The following is a 23,202-nucleotide window of genomic DNA, read 5'->3' on the forward strand; positions in this document are numbered from 1 at the left end:
GATATTAATCATATTTGTATTGAGATAATTAAATTTGGCTATAAGAAAAAAACGGGAAGTATATTTTTAAACAACTATATATGAATTAAATAAAATAAAATCAAAAAAATTAACATTTAAACTTTTGTTTTGTTTCGAGTTTTATATACTTTTGTGGGGTAAAACCAACACATAAAAGAAATGTATAAACACGTATTAATGCTATTTGTGCTAGCGTTTTTGACTTCGCCTTTGTTAGCACAAGTAAAGGTAACCGGTAAAATTACCGACCAGAACAACGTGCCACTACCAGGTGCAAATGTTTTAGTAAAGGGGACAACCCGAGGGGTGAGTTCTGATTTCGATGGAAATTATGAAATTCAAGCCCAAGAAGGCGATGTACTTGAGTTCAGCTTTATGGGCTTCCATACGCAGAGTAAAAAAGTTACAGGGGGGGGTAAAACATTGATTATCAATGTTTTGCTTGAAGAAGAAGCTGAACAATTAGACGACGTAGTTGTAGTGGGCTACGGAACTCAGAAGAAAGTAAACCTAACGGGAGCCGTTGCCTCTGTTGATGTTAAAAAGATGACTACTCGTCCTTCATCCAACATCGCTAAAACACTACAAGGAACTGTTCCTGGGGTTACGATTATCTCTCGTCCTGGAGGAACTTCTTTGAACATTCGAGGACGTGGGAATATAGGAAATTCTGATCCTCTGTATATAGTAGACGGGATAGAAGTAAGTGCTTCTTTTTTTAACACCCTTGATCCCAACAGTATCGAAAATGTTTCATTCTTAAAAGATGCTTCTTCGGCAGCTATTTATGGTGCAAAAGCTGCTTTTGGGGTGGTGCTTGTTACTACGAAGTCAGCAAAATCAGGGGTTCTACAAATCTCATACGACGGTTCGAGTGGTATTCAAATGCCTACCTATTTGCCAAATATGGTTAATTCGGCACAGTACGCAGAAATGTATCGAACAGCTGAGAGAAACACAGGCGTAGCAGAAAATAATTTAACCTTTACTGATGAGATGATCCAAAAGTATCGAGACGGTTCAGATCCTGATAGATATCCAAATACCAATTGGTTCGATTTAATACTCAGAAAACAAACTTTCTTGACTAAACACAATCTTCAATTTTCGGGAGGAAGTGATAAATTCAAATATGTATTCGGAACAGGTTTCTTACGTGACGAAGATATGAGTCCAGGTACAGCAACTAATCGATACAATATCAATAGTAAAACATCTGCAGAGTTAAAGCCATGGTTAACATTAACGTCTAATGTAAACTTAATTTACAGCAAATATAACAGAGAAGGTGGGGGATCTAATTTAGTTGAATCTCTCCGTGTACCACCTACGCAAGTGGCAAAACATTCGAACGGAGAATGGGGTTCAGTAAGAAACGGGCGACAAGCTACAGGGGAAGAAATTAATGCAAACCCATTACGTTCTTGGGCTGAAAATGGCCGAGGAAACTCAACAACGAAACGTTTTTTAGGTTCTGTGGGGATAGAACTACGCCCTTTCAAAAATCTAAAAATAACTAACCAATTTGGATATAACTACGATGATTACAGAGGTTTTTCTTTTTCTAATAGAAGAAAAGGTGTTCCAAGTTTCTTAAATCCTTCTTCGGGAATTATCCCTGCAACTCCAAGAGCTGAAAACCAGATGAATCTGGATTGGAATTATTCTGAGAAATTTAACTACGATGCTTGGCTAAATTATGATCAAACTTTTAATGATTTACATTCTATTACGCTGATAGCGGGTACACACGCTGATATGTATCAATATAAAAAATTGTACGTAAGACGTAAAAATTTTGCCAGTGACGACATGAATGATTTCTCAGGAGGATCTATCAAAGAAAGCGACCAACTACCTACAAATGGAGAAGGTGGACCGTTTTATTTGGAAGAAAATATAAATTCATATTTTGGAAGATTTGGATACACTTACAATCAAAAATATTTGTTTGAAGCAAACTTCCGTGCCGATGCTTCTTCTCGTTTTGCCAAAGAAGGAAGATGGGGATATTTCCCTTCATTCTCAGCTGGTTGGAGAATGGAACAAGAAGATTTTATGAAGGATCTTACTTGGATTGATGGTCTTAAGTGGAGAGCTTCTTGGGGTAAAAATGGTAATATCAAAAATATTGGTCTTTACGACACGTATTCAACCTATAACTCTAACAATACCATCGTAATAGGAGGTGTTAGTAGTACCATACTTACAGAAGGACGTATTGGAAATAAAAATCTAACTTGGGAGACCACAACAACGACGAACCTTGGACTTGACCTTTCCATCGCAAAAGGATTATTGGGAATAAATGTTGATTATTACGACCGCTTAACTGATGGAATTCTTGTTCATGCGAATGATATTGCAACTGAAACAGGTCTATCTTCTTCTCAGATTCCTGCTCGAAACGTAGGAAAAGTACGAAACAAAGGTATAGAGCTTCTTGTTTCACACGCAAACCAAATAGGAGACTTCTCATATAATTTAGCTTTCAACGCCACTCACAACAAAAATACGATAGAAGATTTAGGAGATAAGGTTACTCAACTCCCACCAAGTGGCAATTGGATTTTCAGAAAAGGAGGCTCTGTTGGAGATTTCTATATGTTACAAGCGGATGGATTATACTCAACTCAGGACATAGCTGATGGTAAGGTAATTCCATATGGAAAACAAGTTCCTGAAGCAGGTATGATAAAATTTATAGATGCTGATGGTAATAACGTTATTAACGACGATGACCGAATGATCGTAGCGAATGACGTTCCTAAATTTACGTATGGTTTTAATTTAGACTTGAATTATAAAAATTTCGGTTTGTCCGTACTAGGTCAAGGAGTGACAGATGTTATGGTATATTTGAGTGAAGAAGCATCACAGGCATTTTTCGATAATTCAGTACCTCGTCAATGGCAGTTGGACAACTGGACGACCGATAACCAAGGAGCTATTTATCCTAAACTATTCACTCCTGCGGACCAACGCTACAAATATAATAACCATAGATCTTCTTTTTGGTTGTTTGATGCTTCCTATTTCAGAATTAAAAACATTACGCTTAGCTACTCTATGCCAGATGAGTGGGTAAAACAAATCGGATTTACAAGTTTACGTATATTCTTTTCTACCGACAATCCTTTTACAATCAGAGGGGATAAACGTATGAAAGATTTTGACCCTGAAGTAGCGAGTGGACGAGGCTACAGTGTTGCTTTAAAAAGCTATACAGCTGGTTTGTCGTTATCTTTCTAATTCATTCACTTTTAAAATACAACAATATGAAAAATATATTAAAAATAATTCTACTGACTACAACCTTTATAGCCGTAGGATGCTCGGATGAGTTTTTTGAAAAAACACCTCAAGGTTCATTAGACCCTTCAAAAATAGATGAAACACTATTAGTAGGGTTTCGAAATTCTATATACGGGTACAAAGGAGGCATGTCTTTAAACGGATATTCAGCTATATTCTTGGATGGATATGCTGACAATGGATATTCACGTAATTCTTGGGACAGTAATGGTGCTTCTGTACAAGCGAATACGCTTACTACAGCACAAAATTATGGGTACGGATGGTTTTATAACGGAATACGTGCTTGTAATCAAGTAATTGAAAAAATTGATGACTTTCAAAAAGTTTCTGAGTCAATACGCTCAAAATATAAAAATGAAGCTCGGGTGATGCGTGCTTGGCTCTACGGAGGTTTGACTCTTTATTTTGGAGACGTTCCTTTCGTTCCAAACTTGACTAACGACTTTCCTGAGGGGATAGCACGTACATCTTCAACTCAAATCAGAGAATGGGTTCTCAAAGAGTTGGATGAAGCAATTGAAGTTTTACCTGTTTCAAATGATAAAGGTACTTTTAATAAAGCTGTAGCTTATGCCATTAAAGCACGTATGGCGTACTATTTTGGGAAATATGACCAAGCAGAAGTAGCGGCTCGATATGTAATTGACAATGGTGGATATAGACTCCATGAAGTAGCTTCACTATCGGAAGATATGAAAAAAGACGGTGAATACTTTAAAAAATTCATTGACTTTTCTGCATACGGAGTTAGTGAAGAAACCTTTATAAAAGGAATTTTTAACTATCAAAACATCTGGAAAGCAGACAATAGTCCAGAAACTATCATTGCTCAAGAGCTTATAGCTAATGAACAAGAAGGAACTTGGCTACGCGTAACAGCTTTATTGACCCCTAATTTGGTTAATAAACAAGCATGGGCAACCATAGTGCCTATTCAAGAACTTGTAGATGCTTATTGGACGACGGATGGAAAAACACAACCTACGTTACCAACAATGGACGAACGTATTACTAAATACAATGAACTAAAAGCAGAAATAAATTCCATAAAACCGAATATGCCTAAAAAAACGTACAGTGAAGCAGTTCATAGTATCGTAAACGATTTACCTTCGAGAGATTATATGTTACAATATAAGAATAGAGATAGTCGCCTATATGCTTCTATTATATTTCCTTTCTCAGCGGTAAATAGATTTCTTCCTGATCAATATCAAGAATATATTCCAGACATAGTAAACTACGGTCGAAGCGGATTTGCTTTCCGAAAAATGACTGGTGCCGATGATGTAATTTCTGCTTACGGAGGAGGGTATTTCGTAACAGGAGTCGATTTTCCAATGATGCGTTTAGCTGAGATGTTGCTTATTTACGCTGAATCTCGTACGCAGAACGCTGGTTATGATGCTACTGTTAGAACAGAACTCAATAAGTTGCGTAAACGTGCTGGTATGCCTAATGTTCCAGAGACCCTATCAAAAACGGAAGCTCTTGATTTTATCCGTTCTGAACGAAGAATAGAACTTGCAGGAGAAGGATTCCGTTTCTTTGACATTCGTCTTTATGAAGATGACAAACGCAATGGAGGGTATAAAGGAAGCCAAGCGGCAAGTGTTGTAATGAAAGGACAAATACGAGATGTGGTAGGAAATCCTGGTGCTAAAAAAACGTGGACGCCACGATTAATGTACATGCCTATACCAGCAACTGTAATTGACAAAAATCCTTTGATGAAACAAAATGAAGGATATTAATAATTGAATAATCTGATAAAAAGTCAGTCGTCAGGAAGTTACGTAAAACATTTTAACATGATAGCAAAATGTAAAAGTAGCTTCCTGACGTTTTTTATAAAAGTAGTGATAACAATACTTGAATTACAGATTATAGATCTTAATACGCTCTGTTAAAACTCCCTTAATCAAACCTTAAAAATGCATTATTTACCTTGTAATTGAAATATATTTTCTATTTTAGCCAAAAATTTCCCTTTTTTGAACGCTAAATAAACATGATTACTCAGTTACAAGGAAAATTGATTGAGAAAAACCCTACTCACGTGGTTGTTGACTGCAACGGTGTGGGGTATTTCGTGAACATCACCTTAAATACTTTTGCAGCTCTACCTGAAGCTGATTCCATAAAAATTTACACTCATCTACAAATCAAGGAAGACTCTCATACACTTTACGGATTTCTCACCCGTGCTGAGCGTGAGATATTCGTACTGTTGCTTTCCGTATCAGGTGTTGGAGCGAGTACAGCTCGGATGATGCTATCATCATTGACAGCTGCTCAAGTTCGCGGAGCTATTGTCAATGGAGATGTTGCTAGTATTCAGAGTGTTAAAGGTATAGGAGCAAAAACTGCACAACGTATTATTTTGGATTTACGAGAAAAGATGATGAAAGTGCAAAATGTTGAAGAAGTGGCTCTTACACAACCAAATACAAACAAAGAGGAAGCTTTAGCAGCTTTAGAAGTATTAGGATTTGTGCGTAAACAAGCCGAAAAAGTAGTAGATAAAATTATCAAATCAGATTCGGAAGAACTTAGTGTTGAACAAATTATCAAAATAGCTCTGAAAAGTTTATAACTTCAGCGTGAACTATTTCAAATCTAACTACTTGAAGATGAATAGATATTTAAAATATATTTTTCTCATAGCATTTCTTACTAACCTATCGGTTTGGGGACAAGAAATTACGAAAGATACAACACAAACTAAGAATAATATCCCCAAAATAGGATTGCGAATACCATCCAGCATTGCTAATCGCTATACCTATAACCCGCAATTGAATCGCTATGTGTACCGTCAAACATTAGGTGAAACCGATTTGACTGTACCTCAAATTCTTACTATTGAAGAATATGAAGCGCTGATTACACGAGAACAACGAAGTGCTTATTTTAGAGAAAAAAGTAGTGCTTTGAGTGGTAACAAAGGAGAGGAGCAGAAAAATAAAGCTCAACGTGATTTGCTTCCTGATTTGTATGTTAAGTCCGAGTTATTTGAAAGTATTTTTGGAGGGCGAAATATTGACCTTATCCCTAAAGGAAACGTAGGAATTGATTTAGGTTTATACGTTAATAAAAATGACAACCCAGCTATAACTCCAAGAAATAGAATCACTTATGGGTTAGATTTCGATCAAAGAATCAGTTTAGGACTCACGGGGCAAGTGGGGACACGATTAAAATTAAACGCTCAGTATGACACTCAGGCTTCGTTTGATTTTCAGAACGTTTTTAAGTTGGAATACGAACCTAACGAGGATGATATTATCCAAAAGGTTGAGTTAGGAAATATCAGTATGCCTATGTCTAACTCTCTAATCACCGGTTCGCAGAGTCTATTTGGGGTAAAAACCGAATTAAAATTCGGTCGCACTACCATTACAGGAGTATTTTCTGAACAAAAGTCCGAACGGAAAACAGTGACTGCCCAGGGAGGAGGAATACTTACCGAATTTGAGTTTACCGCATTGGACTATGACGAAAATAGAAACTTTTTCTTAGCACAATTCTTCCGTGATAATTATGATAAAGCCTTAGAAAATTATCCTTTTATTAACAGCAAAGTACAAATCACACGTTTGGAAGTATGGGTTACAAATCGTAATAACCGTACAGGAAATATACGTAACATACTAGCACTACAGGATTTAGGAGAAGCTAATCCGTTGAACACACGCATCAACCAAAATGCTCCAATAGGTTTTTTTTCATCGACAACTAACAACATGCCAACCAATGCTGCCAACCGTTTCGACCCTGCTGAAATTGGAGGTTCCTCGGTGTTAACCGATGCGATTCGCGATGTGGCTACCTTACAACAAGGCTTCGGTGCCATTTCCAATTTAGTGAACCAAGGCTATGATTATGCGGTGATTGAAAACGCTCGTAAGTTAGAGGAAGGGGTTGATTATAAAGTAGATACAAAATTAGGATACATTTCGCTAAACGTTGCCTTGAGTAGCAATGAAGTACTGGCCGTTGCTTATCAATACACCTACGGGAGTGAAGTGTTTCAAGTAGGAGAATTTGCCAATGATGGTATTTCAGCGACAACCTACAACACTTCAGCAAGCCAAAACGCTATCACCAATAATTTGTTGGTACTGAAAATGTTAAAGAGTAATCGTTTGAACGTAAAAGATCCTATCTGGGATTTAATGATGAAAAACGTCTATTCCCTAGGATCCGGGCAATTAGACCCTGAGGATTTCAGAATGAATATTTACTACTCTGATCCATCCCCGCTAAACTATATTTCAAAAGTGTCCGATGCGGGTTGGGATAATGGATTGGAAGACAAAATACTACTAAATTTGTTCAATTTCGATCGATTAAATAAATACCAAGATCCCCAACCTGGAGGTGACGGATTTTTTGATTTTATCCCAGGAATTACGGTTGATCAACAGTACGGAAAGATATTTTTTACTAAAGTAGAGCCTTTTGGAAAATTTCTTCACCAAACCTTAGGAGGTGGAAATTACGATGACCCTGCTACGTATAACGAAAACCAACGAAAATATGTCTATCCGAGTTTGTATGCCAATACCAAAACACAGGCTCAGATGGACGGTAGTAAAAATAAATTCCAAATGAAAGGACGCTACAAATCCTCAGGACGGCGTGGCATTTCATTAGGAGCGTTCAACGTACCTCGAGGGTCAGTAACCGTAACGGCAGGAGGGCGTATTCTCGAAGAGGGTATTGATTATTTAGTGGACTATATGTCGGGAACGGTCGAAATTACAAATCCGAGTTTGGAGGCATCAAACATTCCGATTCAAGTATCCATGGAAAATAATCTGATTTTTGGTGGGCAGACCACTCGATTCATGGGAGTGAATATCGAACATAAATTCAGTGATAAATTCATTATGGGAGCGTCGGTTGTGAACCTGCGTGAGCGTCCATTCACCCAAAAAACAAGCTATGGACAAGAGTCGGTCAATAACACTATTTTTGGTTTTGGTGGCACATACTCCACTGAATTACCTTTTTTGACACGTTGGGTAAATCGCATTCCTACCATAAAATCAGATGTAGCCTCTAATCTGTCTGTACGAGGAGAATTTGCATACCTTGTCCCCGGAACTCCTAAAGGAGATGATTTCGATGGAGAGACAACCGTCTATTTAGATGATTTTGAATCGGCTCAAGCAACCATCGACATTCGTTCCCCTTTGGCATGGAAATTAGCAAGTACTCCTCTCGAATTTGGTTCAGGATCAAGAAATTCTCCACGAAGGTTATACGGAACTTCACCTGAAGATCCTGAAAATATGCGAAACGGTTACGGTCGTGCCAAATTAGCGTGGTACACCATTGACCCTATTTTCTATTCAGCACAAAAACCAAGTGATGTGAGTGGTGATGAAATCTCAAAAAATAGTACACGGCGTATCTATTTAGAAGAAATATTTCCAGAACAGCAAGTAGCTCAGGGAGAATCCCTTGTACAAACAACCTTGGATTTGGCATATTATCCAAATAATAAAGGTTCGTACAACAATAATCCAGCTTTTCAGTCTGCCAATGCTGATGAGAAATGGGGAGGCATCATGCGTGGATTAACATATTCTGATTTTCAAGAAAGTAATATTGAATATATACAGTTCTGGATGTTAGATCCTTATCATTCAGGTGAATACAGTGGAACTGGAGAATTGGTATTTAACTTAGGAAACATTTCAGAAGACGTTTTGAAGGACGGCAGGAAGCAATATGAAAACGGATTGCCTGGATTATCATCATCAGCAGCGGTCAATTCCTCGTCATGGGGTAAGGTACCCGGAGCTCAGTCTCTACTCTATGCGTTTGACACCAATTCATCGAACAGAGCCTTACAAGACATTGGTTTGGACGGATTATCCGATGGTGATGAGGCTTCAATCTATAATAACAATCTAAGCGAATCTCCGAACGACCCTGCATTGGACAACTACGAGTATTTCATGAGTCGTGGTGGAGGCATTTTGAATCGCTATTTCAACTACAATGGAACACAAGGAAATTCTCCTGTTTCCGTAACTGAAAGTAACCGAGGAGCAACTACAAATCCTGATATTGAAGATGTTAATGGGGATTTCGCTATGAATACGGAGAATAATTACTATGAATATCGAGTGAAGATCCGTCCGAATATTACGCGTTCCGACCGTTTTGTAAACGATATTAGAACGGTAGCTGTGGAAGCTCCTAATGGCAGAACCGTATCCGCTCGTTGGATTCAGTTTAAAATTCCGATTGCTCAAGGGCAAATGGTGCGTGAAGGTTATAAATTCCCATTAGCTCCGAACGAAGAAATTGACATCATGAACTCCATTACCCATATGCGGATGTACATGACTGGATTTTCACAAGAAATGTTGTTACGTTTCGGAACTTTAGATTTAGTTCGTGGAGATTGGCGATACTACAGCGAAACCTTAGAAACTAATTTAGACGACCCTTCAGATGATAACACCCAAGTGGAAATAGGTTCAGTGAATCTAATTGAAAATGAAACACGTACCCCTATTCCATATCGTATGCCTCCTGGAGTATACCGCGAACGTATAAACGCTAACAATACTTTGGTTGAACAGAATGAGCAATCATTATCCTACAGTGTAAATAACTTAGAGCCTTTAGATAGCCGTGCTGTTTATAAGGTGATGAATTTGGATTTGCGTCAGTACAAATATATCAAAATGTTTGTCCATGCAGAAGCGTATCAAAATAAATCATTATCTGACAATCAGATGGTAGCATTTATGCGTATCGGTACGGATTTTAACGAAAATTACTATCAGGTAGAAATACCATTGAAAATCACACCTTCAGGAGCAAACACTGATATGGCTATATGGCCAACTGAAAATCAGCTAATTGTGTCAATGGATGTACTAACAAAAATGAAAGCCATTGGTCTTCGAAATCAAACACTGAACAACGCTACTTATTACGATACCAATCTGAATGTAGTAAACGAAAATACGCCTTATACCATAGGAGAAAATCGTTATGTAATCAAAGGAAATCCTTCATTAGGAAGTGTCCGCTCAGTGATGATTGGAGTGAAAAACATTACAGGAAATACCCAAAGTGGAGAATTTTGGTTCAATGAGCTTCGGGTAGCAGAATTGTCCAACAAAGGTGGTTGGGCAATGGTCGGAGCGCTAGATGCGAATGCAGCCGATTTGTTAAACATCTCAGCTACAGGACGTATGCATACGGTAGGTTTCGGTGCAGTTGACCAGACACCTAACCAACGTTCAATTGACAACACTCAAGAATACGATGTGGTGATGAATATAAATGCAGGGAAATTACTACCCGAAAAATGGCAGATACAAGTCCCCGTGAGTTTAAATCATGCTCAAAAACGTTCTACACCGTTCTATGATCCTTCATATCAAGATGTTAAGCTCGATGATCGTTTGAATATTGCACAAACACCAGAAGAACGCAAAGCTATCAGGGAACAGGCTGAAAATCTGACTGTTCGCAAAGGAATCAATCTGATTGGTGTGAAGAAAAATTTTTCCGAAGGACAGAAAAAACGTATGTACAATATTGAAAACTTTACGTTTAACTATGCCTATAACGAGATGCATCACCATGATTATGAACTACGTTATGAAGATGAACAAAACGTCAGAGCGGGATTCTTGTACAACTATGGATTTGAAAATAAAACTATTGAACCTTTCAAAAAATCGGAACGTTTTACGGGTAAAAAATACTGGCAATGGTTGGCAGATGTAAATCTTAACTTATTGCCTACCAGCATTATGTTCTCTTCCGATGTAAATCGTTCATTATCAAAACAATTATTTCGCGATGTGTATTTTGAAGGAGTAGACGCGAGTTTGCAAAAAACCTTACCCGAATTACAACAGCGTAACTATTTACATAATTATCAATTCGGAGTAAACTACAACCTAACCCGCTCTTTGAAAGCAAGTTTCAACGCTACAAATAATAGTATTATCCGAAATTATTACATCTACGACAGTAATGGTGATGTAACTTCATATGACAGAAACGTAACCTTGTGGAGTGATTTCTGGGATTTAGGTAATCCAAATCACTTTTTGTCAAAACTACAAATAAGTTATGAACTACCCCTGTCCAAATTTCCATTTTTGGATTTTATGAAAGCAAATTACACTTACTCAGGCGACTTCGATTGGCAACGTGGATCGCAAACCTTACTGCAGTTAGCAAAACACGATATCAATACTTTACAAAATGCCAATACGCACAACCTGATGGTCAATGCATCCTTTGAACAGTTTTACCGCTATTTGGGAGTGAAACCAACTCCTCGCGGTGAAAAGCCGTCAGTAGGCAAATCGTTGGCTACGATGCTGAAAACCATTAGCGTAAATTATGCTGAAACCAATGGGAAAACCTTGCCAGGGTATACTCAAAATGTAGGATTCTTAGGTACAACCAAACCCTCTTTTGGTTTCATGTTTGGAAGTCAGGCGGATGTGCGTTATGAGATGGCAAAAAAAGGGTATTTAACGGATTTTGTTGATTTTAACGATCAATTCCTACAGTCAAAGGAACGTGATTTAACATTCACTGCCAATTTGTTACCGATTCCTGATCTGCAAATTGATTTGAAAGCAAAACGTCAGTATACCGATAATTACACCGAGACCTTTGAAGTAAACAACCTAACATATAATAAACTTATAGGAAATCAAGTAGGTAACTTCAACATTACAACCAATTTGATTGCGACCACTTTCAACAAAATAGACGAATATAACTCTGTACCGTTTGAGCGTTTCAAAGAAAATCGCATCACAATAGCACGTCGTTTGGCTTCAGAAAGAGGTGTAGACTTGAACGATCCAAATAATCTTGATCAAGAAGGTTTTCCAAAGGGATACAGCAAAACCAGTCAATCGGTGATGATTCCGGCGTTTTTTGCGGCCTATTCAGGTGGAAATGCTAATTCCACTTCGTTGAGTGCCTTTAAAAACATTCCCGTTCCTGAATGGAAAATAACCTACACAGGATTGGGGCGATTGGAATCAATGAAACGATATTTTAATAGATTTTCATTAGCTCACGGCTATAATGCGAGTTATGTGCTAAGTGAGTTCCGTACGAATTTAGAATTCGACCCTAATAATTTGTTTAAAGTCAATGCTAAAGGTGATTATTTAAGTCAGCAACTATTCACCAACGTAACTTTGGTAGAACAATTCAATCCGCTGATTCGTGCTGATATGGAAATGAAAAACTCAATCAGTGCGTTGTTTGAAATCAATCGTGACCGCACTATATCCATCAGTTTGGACAACGACTATTTAACCGAAATTATCCGTAAGGAATTTCGAATGGGATTAGGCTATCGCATCAAAGATTTACGTTTTGTAACCAAAGTGAATGGCGTACGAACCACTTTGAAAAGTGATTTGATACTCAAGGGAACTCTCTCGCATCTGAATGAGTTTACCGTTATCCGGAATATGGAAATTACCAACAACCAAGTAACCGCAGGGCAAAGCAACTGGATTGGTGATTTTACGGCAGAATATGCGTTGAGCAGAAACTTGCTGGCTTCGTACTATTTCCGATATAATTTCTCAAAATCCGCTATTTCAACAGCTTTCCCGATGACAACCATCCGTACGGGGTTATCCGTGAAATATACGTTTAATTAGAGAAAAATTTATGATTATTTGGAGTTTTAAATATTTATCCATATATTTGGTGGCATATAATCATTTAATATCTCTCATTATGAAGCAAATCATCAAAAACAGTTTGATAGGTATTGGACTATACCTACTTGCGGGAATTCTTTTTAGTGGTTATCATCACTATATGTTTATCACTTTTTTGCTACTAAATATCTTTGTTTCATATTTTGTAGTTCGTAACAAAGAAAAGAAAGAAGCTCGCCATAATTTAATTTGGATAAATGCACCTATTTTGGGTTTACTGCTCATAACCTCTTTTTTTACAGATGGTATTAGAGTTGTAATTCCTTATCTGATATTTAGTATATTAGGAGCTGTTTTACTGTATTATTACGTAACCTCTCCTTCAAAAAAAGTTGCTTTTTTTGTAGCGGGTCTGGTTCTAATCGCAGTAGGCGTATTTTCATTTGAAAGCATTTCAGGAGTCAGCGATACATTTGATGGTAGCTATTACTTTGATTTGTACAAAAAAATTGTAAATAAATAGCAAAATAACCCAAAGAAAAGCATATAACACCAACCGTTATATGCTTTTTTCATTTTTTTTTCTACACAATGAAATATTGATTATTCGCAACAATTATGTACCTTTGTGGTTTGTAAACGAATCTATTTGAGTATCAAAATATAGACAGTATATTCTATGAAAAAAATACAAATGGTTGACTTAAATGGTCAATATCAACAAATTAAAGATGAAGTTTTATCTTCTTTTAATGAGATTTTAGACAGCACAGCTTTCATAAATGGCCCTCAGGTAGGTGCTTTTCAGAAGGATCTAGAAACTTATTTAGGTGTGAAGCACGTGATTCCGTGTGCAAATGGGACAGACGCCTTGCAAATTGCGATGATGGGATTAGGATTGAAACCTGGCGATGAGGTCATTACAGCGGACTTTACTTTCGCTGCTACCGTTGAGGTGATTGCGTTGTTAAATCTTACTCCTGTGTTGGTAGATGTTTATGACGACACGTTCAACATCAATATCGAAGCCATCAAAAAGGCAATTACCCCTAAAACCAAAGCGATTGTTCCTGTACATCTTTTTGGACAACCTGCTGACATGGAGGCTATTATGAAAACTGCTAAGGAACATAACTTGTATGTTATTGAGGATAACGCACAGGCTATTGGGGCGGATTTTACGTGGTCGGACGGGCGTAAACAAAAGGTAGGAACTATCGGACATGTAGGAGCAACCTCTTTCTTCCCTTCGAAAAATTTGGGGTGCTACGGCGATGGAGGAGCTATTTTTACGAACGATGATGATTTGGCGTACACCCTACGTGGTATCGTAAACCATGGAATGTACGTGCGTTATCATCATGATGTTGTGGGGGTAAATTCTCGATTGGATTCCTTACAAGCTGCCGTTTTAAGAGCCAAGTTACCACATTTGGATACTTACAACCAAAAACGCCGAATTGCTGCTGAAAAATATACAAAAGCACTTATGGAAAACCCAAACATCGTAACCCCTTTTGTTAAAACGAGTTATGATCATGTTTATCATCAATACACACTGCGAATCACTAATGGAAAACGTGATGCTTTAGCAAAGGCCTTAACAGAAAAAGGTGTGCCTTACGGTATCTACTACCCTATTCCACTTCACGCTCAAAAGGCTTATACAAATGATTCATATAATGAAACTGATTTTGTAGCTACCAATCAGCTTGTGAAAGAAGTCATTTCATTGCCGATGCACACTGAATTGGATGATGAACAGATTGAATATATCACAAGTATCATCAATGAAGTTGTTTAAACAGAGTTCAATCGGCTATCAATCAGTTATTTATATGTTTAACAAAGGAACATGATATAAAATAAACGAGCTCATTATTTATTTTATACACTGTTCTTTTCCTTAGATGAAAAGTGGTCAAAATACTGAAAAATACGTGTTTAAGCATTAAAAAAATATGCAATTAAGCACTGAACTCAATAAAATAATAAAAATATTTGCATTTATACTTTTGTAATTAAAAAATATTTTTTATCTTTGCACTCGCAAATGCAAAATGGTGGTTTTAGCTCAGTTGGTTAGAGCGTCGGATTGTGGTTCCGAAGGTCGCCGGTTCGAGCCCGGTATTCCACCCAAATTATAACTATATGAAAAATACGCTTTTAGGCGTATTTTTTTGTTTTGAATAGTAGCTATTTAATACGCACCGAGTATGAAAGCGAGGTTCGACCCTTGAATATATTGCTGTTGTCTGTATTGTTTTCATAAATAAAAAAGAGGCTACAAGCCAAGTGAATGACCTGTAACCTCTCTAATTAGGTTATTTCTTAAGACAATATAACAAAAAATGGTGCTTAAAAACCTTGTAAAGCATTGTCTTTTATAGACTTATAAGAGTTATAATGAAAGTGGTTTCATTATAACTCTTATTTTATGTCCAAAACGAATAAAAAATGTCCAGTTTGTGCTTCTAATCACATCATCAAAAAAGGAAAAAGAAATGGAAAACAACGCTTTCAATGTGGAGATTGTCAGGCAAATTTTACCATTAAAAACATTGGTGTAAAAAGAAAAAATCAATTCATTTGGTTCAGAAAATGGATAATGGAAAGGCAAGTCTATAAAATCCTTTCGAGGGATAGCACAATGAGCCAATCTACCCTTCAAAACCTCTTTAAACATTACCTTTCACAAGTTCCTACCCTCAGCATCAAAAGCAAGACAAAGGTTCATCTCTTGATTGATGGCACCTACTTTTCCAATGGATTATGCCTGATACTCTACTACGATTATGACATTCGATATGTGCAACTTTACCGCCAAACCAACAAGGAAAAACTTCGTGATATAAAGCAAGATTTGGAAAACTTAAAGAAGCTGAATGTGGCAGTTTACAGTGTAACCTGCGATGGGCATAAATCTATTTTAGGAGCGGTAAAAAAGGTGTTTCCAGAGGTGATTATCCAAAGATGTTTAGTGCATATTAAACGACAGATTAAGAACTATTTAAGTGGTAGCCCAAAACATTTTATTAGCCAACAGCTTTTGTGTTTATCCAAAGAAATTACGCATCTAAAAACCAATGAACAGGCTAACGATTGGGGAAATAGATTTTACCAGTGGTATGTTGAAAATCAATATTTTATAGAAGAAAAATCAATGAATGAAGAATCTGGATTTCAGTGGTTTAAACATAAAAATCTACACTTAGCTACTTATCATATTATCAATGCCTTACCCAATATGTTTGCATATCTGAAAGATAGTGAAATCCCTTATACTACCAATCGTTTAGAAGCCTATTTTACGCATTTGAAGGAGAAATTAACCTTGCATAGAGGACTTCGTTTTGAGGCTAAAAAGAACTTTATAAAATGGTATTTATATTTTAAAAATCAAGGGGTGTAAGTTTTTTTTTAGCCATAGGGTTCATCCGATAGTTTTAATAAAAAAGGGTGAGAAAAACTCACCCTAAAACTATCGTTTTGAACATTGATTGTATTACTGACAATGAACTATGTTCGTAACCTTCGTAAAAGCTATTCGCTTTTTCTCGCTTATTCCTCAGCAGAGCTTGTTTCCTCTTCCAATCAACGTGCGAAATATAAGCATTTTTTATCAATTAAAAAAGCACCATTTTTTACCACATTGCCCTTCTTAAATATTAAACGCCTAAAATGATATTGGCACTAATGTTCAGTTTTTTAGCAATGTTCCGTGCCACTTTTAAAGTCGGTTCGCTTTTGCCTGTTAGGTACTCACTCACTCTTGACGGCGAAACCCCAATCAATTCAGAAACTTTGGCTTGTGTGAGGTTCATCTCATACATACGGAGTTTTATTGTGTCTGCCAAGTTTGGTTCAACAATCGGATAATGAATACTTTCGTAATGTTCCACCCACTCCGAGAGCAAATCCAACTCTATAAAATTAGGGTCGGTAGGAGGTGTTTCATTTCCAACCAAATCTAAAAGCTGGTCAATCCGTTGCATTACTGCCTTGTATTGTATTTCGTTTTGTATCATTTCTTAAATATTTTCGATGTCTTGAATTTTGTCATATTCAGCGTGAGTGCCTATAAATCGAATATAAACCCTTTTGGGAATGAATAGCACCAATGCTACTAACCGATAATGATTGCCTTTGATGTTGAATACAAATCGGTCGTTGCCCACATAATCAGCACTATTGAAATCATTTTTTATATCCGTAAAACTCGACCAATCTGTCTCTTCTACCTTTTTTGCCCAACTGCTCAAAGCCGTTTGGCTGTCGGCGTGATCTGTGTAAAAATCTACGATTGCTTTTTTGGATATAATTCTCATTACTCAAACTTTCATACAAAGATATAAAAAATATTTTGAATTACAAAATAAAATACCGAAAAATAAAATTATTTTTCTTCTTCTGTTTTCATATGTTATCTTCAAACACTGAAACAAGCATTTTTGGAGTTTTATCATTACTTTTGAAAATATTTATCGTTAAAAATCAATATATTACAAATGATTTCAAAATCTCCGAAACCAAATTTATGGTAAAAATAAAAAGTTAAGATTAGGTTAAAAATCCAACGATAATGATATTTCATGTATATTTGTAAATATTCATAAAAATCCATCGTCAGATGAGGGAATGGAGTTTTAAGAAAAATCACGTATTGAGGATTTTAATTGAGATTTATTAAGAAAATTCAGTGGAGGTATTGGTCAGTATCTCTGCATAAAACAAAAATAATAGCGTAATGAACGCAGAGAAAAAACGTATAGAAGAGAAAGATAAGAAGATTAAAAATTGGTCATTTTGGGGACCTTATTTAAGTGAGCGTCAGTGGGGTACGGTTCGTGAGGATTACAGTGCAAACGGAGATGCTTGGAATTATTTCCCTCATGAACACGCTCGGAGTCGTGCCTATCGTTGGGGAGAGGACGGACTAGCAGGGTTCTCGGACAATCATAGCAAAATATGTCTGTCGGTAGCTCTGTGGAATGGTAAAGATCCTTTTCTCAAAGAGCGTCTCTATGGATTGAGTAACAATCAAGGAAATCATGGCGAGGATGTCAAAGAGTTGTATTATTACTTAGACAACACGCCAACACATTCCTACATGAAATATCTTTACAAGTATCCACAAACGGAATTTCCGTACAAACTTTTGGAAAACGTAAATCGCGAGAAAGGACTGCAAGACCTTGAATTTGAATTGATTGATACAGGAATTTTCGAGAATAACGCTTATTTTGATGTCTTGGTAGAATATGCCAAAGCTGATGAAAAGGATATTTTCATGAAAATTACGCTCACCAACCAAGGTAAAGAAAAAGCTCCGATTTTTGTATTACCTACATTATTACTTCGAAACCATTGGAGTTTTTTTGATACAGACCCTCTGCCGAAAATCTCCCGAAAGGGAAATGAAAATAGCGTGAAAATTACGAACGCTTTGGAGGAAGATTACTACCTCTACTTTCAAGAAGCTGACCAATGTTTATTTACTGAAAATGAAAGTAATAACGAAAAATTACACGGACATCCAAACAAACATCCTTACAAAAAAGATTTGTTTCACGATGCTGTGATTTCAGGTGATTTCGAACTTGCTACGCAACGAAACCATGGAACGAAATTCTCGCCGATGTACTTTTTTGAACTTGAGACTAAAGAACAGCGAATTATCTATTTACGTCTTACTAATGAGGAAAAAGAAAATCCTTTTAACGGTGTAAATGAGTTATTTGCATCGCGTGAACAAGAGTGTGATACTTTTTACCGTAATAGGTTAAAAACGAAAAACGAAGAACTCTATCTAATTCAAAAACAAGCTCTTTCGGGAATGTTATGGAGTAAGCAATATTATTACTACAACATTGAACGTTGGCTCAAAGGCGATAGTAAACATCCTGCACCTCCTAAAGAACGTTGGAAAGGTCGTAATTCCGATTGGACAACTTTGCGAAATTCAGATGTATTGCTAATGCCCGACAAATGGGAGTATCCGTGGTATGCCGCTTGGGATTCCGCTTTTCATTGTGTGAGCATGGCAATGATTGATATTCAGTTTGCTAAGGAGCAATTACTACTGTTTACCAAGGAATGGTATATGAGACCTAATGGACAAATTCCAGCTTATGAATGGAACTTCAGTGATGTAAATCCTCCAGTACAACCATGGGCAACGTTGATGATTTACAATATTGATCAGAAACAAAATGATACATCCGATATTAGTTTTCTCAAACGAATGTTCAATAAATTGTCCCTGAATTTCACATGGTGGATAAATCAAGTGGACTCCAGTCAGAACAACATTTTTGAAGGAGGATTCTTAGGGCTGGACAACATTGGAGTTTTTGACCGCACACAAGGTATTGAAGGAGTGGAAACTTTGGAACAAGTAGATGGTACGGCATGGATGGCTCTGTACAGCCTATGTATGCTGAAAATCAGTTTGGAAATATCCAAACATGATGAGTCTTTCGAGGAAATGGCAACCAAATATTTTGCACATTTTATCCACATAGCCAAAGCATTGAACCATATTAGCGAAGAACATAAAGGCATTTGGGACGAAAAAGAAGGATTTTTTTATGATAGGATTATATTCAAAGATGGTAATTCCAAATTGGTAAAAGTACGCTCAGTAGCAGGAATGCTTTCTCTAATCGCTGTGTTGCATATTGACCAAGAAACCTTAGATCGCTTACCTCGATTTAAAAACAGTTTTTCATGGTTTCAAAAACACTTGATGAACGAACTTAAATATCCGATTATTCAAACCTCGGACAACAACAAAGGAATGCTACTTTCATTAGTTCCTAAGAACCGATTGGATAAAATGGTACGTGCCTTAGTCGATGAAAAAGAATTCTTAAGCGACTATGGAATACGCTCATTATCAAAGATATATACACATCCTTTCCGTGTACCTTTGGAAGGAAAAATGTATGAAATTGCGTACGATCCTGCGGAATCAACAAGCAATATGTTCGGGGGGAATAGCAATTGGCGTGGTCCAATCTGGTTTCCCATAAACTATATTCTGATTGACACTCTGCGAGAATTATATCGCTTTTTTGACGATACAACCTATCAATTCCCAACAGGAAATGAACAAAACACATTGAATTTCAATCAAATAGCAGATGAGATTAGTAAGCGATTGATTCGTATTTTCCAAAAAGATGCACAAGAAAATCGTCCTGTGAATAGATTACATTCAGATGTATATCGCCAAGAAAACTTCCAAGATTTAATCTTATTCTATGAATATTTTCACGGCGATAACGGTCGGGGCATCGGAGCATCACACCAAACTGGTTGGACATCATTAGTGGCAAATCTGATTGATGAAGTTGGAGATTGGTAACCTTTAAGTGGTGTATGCATCCCAGTTTATAAAACAGGAAGAAAAGAGGACGTGTTTTACTATTTCGATGATTTTCAGCTTTTTATAGTGTCATAATTTTTACAATACAACTCGTTTTTATATGGTTGATGATTTACGCGAAATGGGGGCTACTATTTCTTATTGTAGGAAACGGCAAACGTACTATTACGAGCAAGATTTTGAATTACGCATTGATTACAAGGTAACTGCAATTTGTGATGGAGAAGCCCGAATTATTGAAGGTGGAAATTATGCATAATTTTTTGAAAGTTTTTCACACTACAACATGCTTGAAAATCAACATTTTACACAAAATACAAAATATTTTTTGAAAAGTAAAACAAAAAAATCATTTAGTGCAAGGTCATTGCACGGAGCGATATTACTTTTGTCATTGTAAACATTTAAAAACGTTATAAAATGACAAACAAATTAACAAAACAAGTAGAAGTACAAGGTATGAAGAAACTTGACAGCGTTAAAGGAGTTCAAGCGTTAGACACAAAAGAGCTTAAAGAAGTTGAAGGGGGAGGAATCGGACCTTTGGGATGGTTCGTTGTCGGTGCTATTGTAGGAGGGATTATATTTGAAGGATTCGATGCTTTTGAAGAAGGTTTCTCAAAAGGTGTGAAAAACGCAGAAAAAAAGTATAAAAATGTGTTTTAATTATGAAAGATAATAAAAAAATAGTTTGTTTAAGCAAGGAAGAACTTAAACAAATTGAAGGTGGAGGAAAAATAAAAGATACTGTTAGAGATATTTCTAATTGGTTAGGAGAAAAAATGGGAGAGGTTAGTTACTTTCTCTCTAATTTGGATTGGTCAGGCAATTTTTTAGGATATTGAAATGTTAAAAAAAGATGTAAGGATATACTTACCTTTAAGTATTATAATTTGGGGGGTTGTTTATAAAAAATTAGAAATTCCTGAAGACAATCCGATACTTTCTCCATTTGCTATTTTTATTGGAGTTACCATAGGAATTTGCTTGTTTTTTATCGAAAAAATATACCGAGATTTTGGTAAAAAAGACAACGAGTAGATTAGGTTTTACAATAGGTTGTAAAGTGTTGGGTTAAATGCATGAAAATTATCACTTCTAATTTATTAATTTAACCTGTTTTTCAACTCCGAAATTTATAAAAAATAAAGTTTCTGTGAATTTAACTTTAAACCACATAGAGATGTAGAGAGTTACTCTATGTTCCTATGTGGTTTTAATCATAATAAACATGGAAATGGGCGTAAGTAGGCGTACATTTTTTTATATGGTTGATGGTTTACGCGAAATGGGTGCTTCCATTTCTTATTGTAGGAAACGACAAACGTACTATTACGAGCAAGATTTTGAATTACGTATTGATTACAAGGTAACTGCAATTTGTGATGGAGAAGCCCGAATTATTGAAGGTGGAAATTATTTTTCATTTTTATTAAAGAAAATTTTACATCAAAATAATGTTGAAAATCAGCTATTTAAATAGATATAAAAAAGAATTTTGATATATAGTGTAAAAAAATCGCTCAGTGCAAGGTCATTGCACGGAGCAGTGTTATCTTTGTGCCTATAAACATTTAAAAACATTATAAAATGACGAACAAATTGACAAAACAAGTAGAAGTACAAGGTATGAAGAAACTTGACAGCATTAAAGGAGTTCAAGCATTAGATGCAAGAGAGCTACAAGAAATTGAAGGAGGCAGTGTTTGGAAGTGGATTCGGAAACATGTAGGTGTTTGGTTTCGTGCGAAGAGAGAACCAATTACTGGAGAGTTTCAATACTACGAGGGAGGCATTGGATTGAACATCCCTATTTAAGACTAGCACTATGAGACATTTGATTTTAAAATATTTCCTGTTTTTTATACTGATAGGACATACTGTTTTTGGTCAAAAATATGATAATGAGGATTTTAAAAGTAAACTATCATATATTGATGTAACGTATTCCGAAAGAAAAGTATTGTACACTTTTGTTCTAAAAAAAGAAGAGAATACTCCAGAAGTTTATGCAGGAGAATACCAATCATCAGGAAGTGGAGAAACAATCAACGTTTCAGCGATTAATATATTTTCTGAGAAGGAAGTTTCACAAGAGTTAGAGAAAAAAGTTTTATCCATTATAAAGGGAATTAATTTTGTAGCATTCACTCCGTACACAAAATTCATAAAGAAACATTTAGAAATTTTTGAATGTGAAAAAGTTTCTGAAAATCAATGGAAGTTCACTGCAATAGAAAATGAAATAAAAAAAGTAGTGAGTAATTCTGAAAACATGGAATATTATTTTTTAGTCACTTTAAACAATACAGGAGAAATAACTGACATAGAATCTTTTAGCTCTGGAAATAAAACCCAAAATCCATATCAAATAAAAACCTTGTACAAAAAAGAAAATAATAATTTCCATTGGTACAAGGTACAAGGGAAAATATTCAATAGCAAAACTAAAAATGTACTTGATTTTTCTATTGAAATGCTTTAGTATAAAAAAACAGATTGTTCGAAAAGATTGATTTTCAATATGTTAATTTCATAAAATTGTGAAAATCAATCTTTTCGGACAGTCTGTATCTTCTCTGCTTGAGTAAACTTCACAGTTAAAAAGGGAGTATCCCATAATCTGTGTAAGTTAAAAAGTTATTTCCGAAATTTTTTTTGGGAGCCGTACTCACTTGGTTGCGATTAAAAAGAGTTAATTTTTTAAAAATAATTTTGTACCATTCAGCATATAATATGATTTTCTTTATTTTAACATTATTGAGTGAAATGTAATAATACTGA

At 36.1% G+C, this 23,202-nt stretch carries 17 protein-coding genes and 1 tRNA gene; 16 read left to right on the top strand and 2 right to left on the bottom strand.

Annotated features, from left to right (window positions below):
• Positions 1-180 precede the first annotated feature (180 nt).
• The 8 genes from CGC52_RS04260 (at position 181) to CGC52_RS04295 (ending at position 16,440) form a co-directional block, all read left to right on the top strand.
• On the top strand, positions 181-3,273 hold the full coding sequence (locus CGC52_RS04260) for a TonB-dependent receptor (RefSeq protein WP_095893525.1): 3,093 nt from the start codon (positions 181-183) through the stop codon (positions 3,271-3,273).
• A 26-nt stretch (positions 3,274-3,299) separates the two neighbouring features.
• A complete protein-coding gene (locus tag CGC52_RS04265) occupies positions 3,300-5,093 on the top strand; it encodes a RagB/SusD family nutrient uptake outer membrane protein (protein WP_095893526.1) in 1,794 nt (597 codons plus the stop codon).
• Between the two features lie 257 nt (positions 5,094-5,350).
• On the top strand, positions 5,351-5,935 hold the full coding sequence (gene ruvA / locus CGC52_RS04270; protein ID WP_095893527.1) for a Holliday junction branch migration protein RuvA: 585 nt from the start codon (positions 5,351-5,353) through the stop codon (positions 5,933-5,935).
• Positions 5,936-5,972: 37 nt separating this feature from the next.
• Positions 5,973-13,025 (top strand): cell surface protein SprA, encoded by a 7,053-nt coding sequence (gene sprA, locus CGC52_RS04275; protein WP_095893528.1) that lies wholly within the window; start codon positions 5,973-5,975, stop codon positions 13,023-13,025.
• A gap of 79 nt (positions 13,026-13,104) precedes the next feature.
• Positions 13,105-13,551 carry a hypothetical protein gene (locus CGC52_RS04280; protein ID WP_095893529.1) on the top strand — a complete coding sequence of 149 codons (447 nt, stop codon included), beginning with the start codon at positions 13,105-13,107 and terminating at the stop codon, positions 13,549-13,551.
• 156 nt (positions 13,552-13,707) lie between these two features.
• The gene (locus tag CGC52_RS04285; RefSeq protein WP_095893530.1) at positions 13,708-14,832 is read left to right on the top strand and encodes a DegT/DnrJ/EryC1/StrS aminotransferase family protein; all 1,125 of its coding nucleotides are present in this window, start codon (positions 13,708-13,710) and stop codon (positions 14,830-14,832) included.
• Positions 14,833-15,090: 258 nt separating this feature from the next.
• Positions 15,091-15,166 (top strand) — tRNA-His (locus CGC52_RS04290).
• Between the two features lie 299 nt (positions 15,167-15,465).
• Complete coding sequence (locus CGC52_RS04295) at positions 15,466-16,440, top strand: transposase (RefSeq protein WP_095893531.1); 975 nt, start codon at positions 15,466-15,468, stop codon at positions 16,438-16,440.
• Positions 16,441-16,696: 256 nt separating this feature from the next.
• Here the strand turns inward: CGC52_RS04295 and CGC52_RS11280 are convergent, their stop codons facing one another.
• Together CGC52_RS11280 and CGC52_RS11285 are read right to left on the bottom strand one after the other, a co-directional pair.
• The gene (locus CGC52_RS11280) at positions 16,697-17,056 is read right to left on the bottom strand and encodes a type II toxin-antitoxin system HigA family antitoxin (RefSeq protein ID WP_172914656.1); all 360 of its coding nucleotides are present in this window, start codon (positions 17,054-17,056) and stop codon (positions 16,697-16,699) included.
• Between the two features lie 3 nt (positions 17,057-17,059).
• Entirely contained in the window at positions 17,060-17,356 is a 297-nt protein-coding gene (locus CGC52_RS11285; protein ID WP_172914657.1) for a type II toxin-antitoxin system HigB family toxin, read from the bottom strand.
• Between the two features lie 419 nt (positions 17,357-17,775).
• Here CGC52_RS11285 and CGC52_RS04305 point away from each other — a divergent pair, with 419 nt between their 5' ends.
• The 8 genes from CGC52_RS04305 (at position 17,776) to CGC52_RS04330 (ending at position 22,903) form a co-directional block, all read left to right on the top strand.
• Complete coding sequence (locus CGC52_RS04305; protein WP_095893532.1) at positions 17,776-20,397, top strand: glucosidase; 2,622 nt, start codon at positions 17,776-17,778, stop codon at positions 20,395-20,397.
• Positions 20,398-20,518: 121 nt separating this feature from the next.
• Positions 20,519-20,677, top strand: a complete 159-nt coding sequence (locus CGC52_RS11200) for a hypothetical protein (RefSeq protein ID WP_157909103.1) — start codon at positions 20,519-20,521, stop codon at positions 20,675-20,677.
• A 161-nt stretch (positions 20,678-20,838) separates the two neighbouring features.
• A complete protein-coding gene (locus CGC52_RS04310; protein WP_095893533.1) occupies positions 20,839-21,084 on the top strand; it encodes a hypothetical protein in 246 nt (81 codons plus the stop codon).
• A 2-nt stretch (positions 21,085-21,086) separates the two neighbouring features.
• Positions 21,087-21,263 carry a hypothetical protein gene (locus CGC52_RS11205; RefSeq protein ID WP_157909104.1) on the top strand — a complete coding sequence of 59 codons (177 nt, stop codon included), beginning with the start codon at positions 21,087-21,089 and terminating at the stop codon, positions 21,261-21,263.
• A 1-nt stretch (position 21,264) separates the two neighbouring features.
• The gene (locus CGC52_RS04315; protein WP_095893534.1) at positions 21,265-21,459 is read left to right on the top strand and encodes a hypothetical protein; all 195 of its coding nucleotides are present in this window, start codon (positions 21,265-21,267) and stop codon (positions 21,457-21,459) included.
• A 196-nt stretch (positions 21,460-21,655) separates the two neighbouring features.
• The gene (locus CGC52_RS04320) at positions 21,656-21,901 is read left to right on the top strand and encodes a hypothetical protein (protein ID WP_157909105.1); all 246 of its coding nucleotides are present in this window, start codon (positions 21,656-21,658) and stop codon (positions 21,899-21,901) included.
• 107 nt (positions 21,902-22,008) lie between these two features.
• Positions 22,009-22,236, top strand: coding sequence for a ComC/BlpC family leader-containing pheromone/bacteriocin (locus CGC52_RS04325; protein ID WP_095893536.1), 228 nt, complete (start codon positions 22,009-22,011; stop codon positions 22,234-22,236).
• Positions 22,237-22,246: 10 nt separating this feature from the next.
• Positions 22,247-22,903 (top strand): hypothetical protein, encoded by a 657-nt coding sequence (locus CGC52_RS04330; RefSeq protein ID WP_095893537.1) that lies wholly within the window; start codon positions 22,247-22,249, stop codon positions 22,901-22,903.
• Positions 22,904-23,202: the final 299 nt, after the last annotated feature.

This window comes from Capnocytophaga sp. H2931 (assembly GCF_002302535.1).
Classification (GTDB): Bacteria; Bacteroidota; Bacteroidia; order Flavobacteriales; family Flavobacteriaceae; genus Capnocytophaga; species Capnocytophaga canis.

Excerpts from the sequence above, each read along its gene's own strand:
- CGC52_RS04260 (WP_095893525.1), top strand. The coding sequence starts at position 181 with ATGTATAAACACGTATTAATGCTATTTGTGCTAGCGTTTTTGACTTCG.
- CGC52_RS04265 (WP_095893526.1), top strand. The coding sequence starts at position 3,300 with ATGAAAAATATATTAAAAATAATTCTACTGACTACAACCTTTATAGCC.
- ruvA (WP_095893527.1), top strand. The coding sequence starts at position 5,351 with ATGATTACTCAGTTACAAGGAAAATTGATTGAGAAAAACCCTACTCAC.
- sprA (WP_095893528.1), top strand. The coding sequence starts at position 5,973 with ATGAATAGATATTTAAAATATATTTTTCTCATAGCATTTCTTACTAAC.
- CGC52_RS04280 (WP_095893529.1), top strand. The coding sequence starts at position 13,105 with ATGAAGCAAATCATCAAAAACAGTTTGATAGGTATTGGACTATACCTA.
- CGC52_RS04285 (WP_095893530.1), top strand. The coding sequence starts at position 13,708 with ATGAAAAAAATACAAATGGTTGACTTAAATGGTCAATATCAACAAATT.
- CGC52_RS04295 (WP_095893531.1), top strand. The coding sequence starts at position 15,466 with ATGTCCAAAACGAATAAAAAATGTCCAGTTTGTGCTTCTAATCACATC.
- CGC52_RS11280 (WP_172914656.1), bottom strand. The coding sequence starts at position 17,056 with ATGATACAAAACGAAATACAATACAAGGCAGTAATGCAACGGATTGAC.
- CGC52_RS11285 (WP_172914657.1), bottom strand. The coding sequence starts at position 17,356 with ATGAGAATTATATCCAAAAAAGCAATCGTAGATTTTTACACAGATCAC.
- CGC52_RS04305 (WP_095893532.1), top strand. The coding sequence starts at position 17,776 with ATGAACGCAGAGAAAAAACGTATAGAAGAGAAAGATAAGAAGATTAAA.
- CGC52_RS11200 (WP_157909103.1), top strand. The coding sequence starts at position 20,519 with ATGGTTGATGATTTACGCGAAATGGGGGCTACTATTTCTTATTGTAGG.
- CGC52_RS04310 (WP_095893533.1), top strand. The coding sequence starts at position 20,839 with ATGACAAACAAATTAACAAAACAAGTAGAAGTACAAGGTATGAAGAAA.
- CGC52_RS11205 (WP_157909104.1), top strand. The coding sequence starts at position 21,087 with ATGAAAGATAATAAAAAAATAGTTTGTTTAAGCAAGGAAGAACTTAAA.
- CGC52_RS04315 (WP_095893534.1), top strand. The coding sequence starts at position 21,265 with ATGTTAAAAAAAGATGTAAGGATATACTTACCTTTAAGTATTATAATT.
- CGC52_RS04320 (WP_157909105.1), top strand. The coding sequence starts at position 21,656 with ATGGGCGTAAGTAGGCGTACATTTTTTTATATGGTTGATGGTTTACGC.
- CGC52_RS04325 (WP_095893536.1), top strand. The coding sequence starts at position 22,009 with ATGACGAACAAATTGACAAAACAAGTAGAAGTACAAGGTATGAAGAAA.
- CGC52_RS04330 (WP_095893537.1), top strand. The coding sequence starts at position 22,247 with ATGAGACATTTGATTTTAAAATATTTCCTGTTTTTTATACTGATAGGA.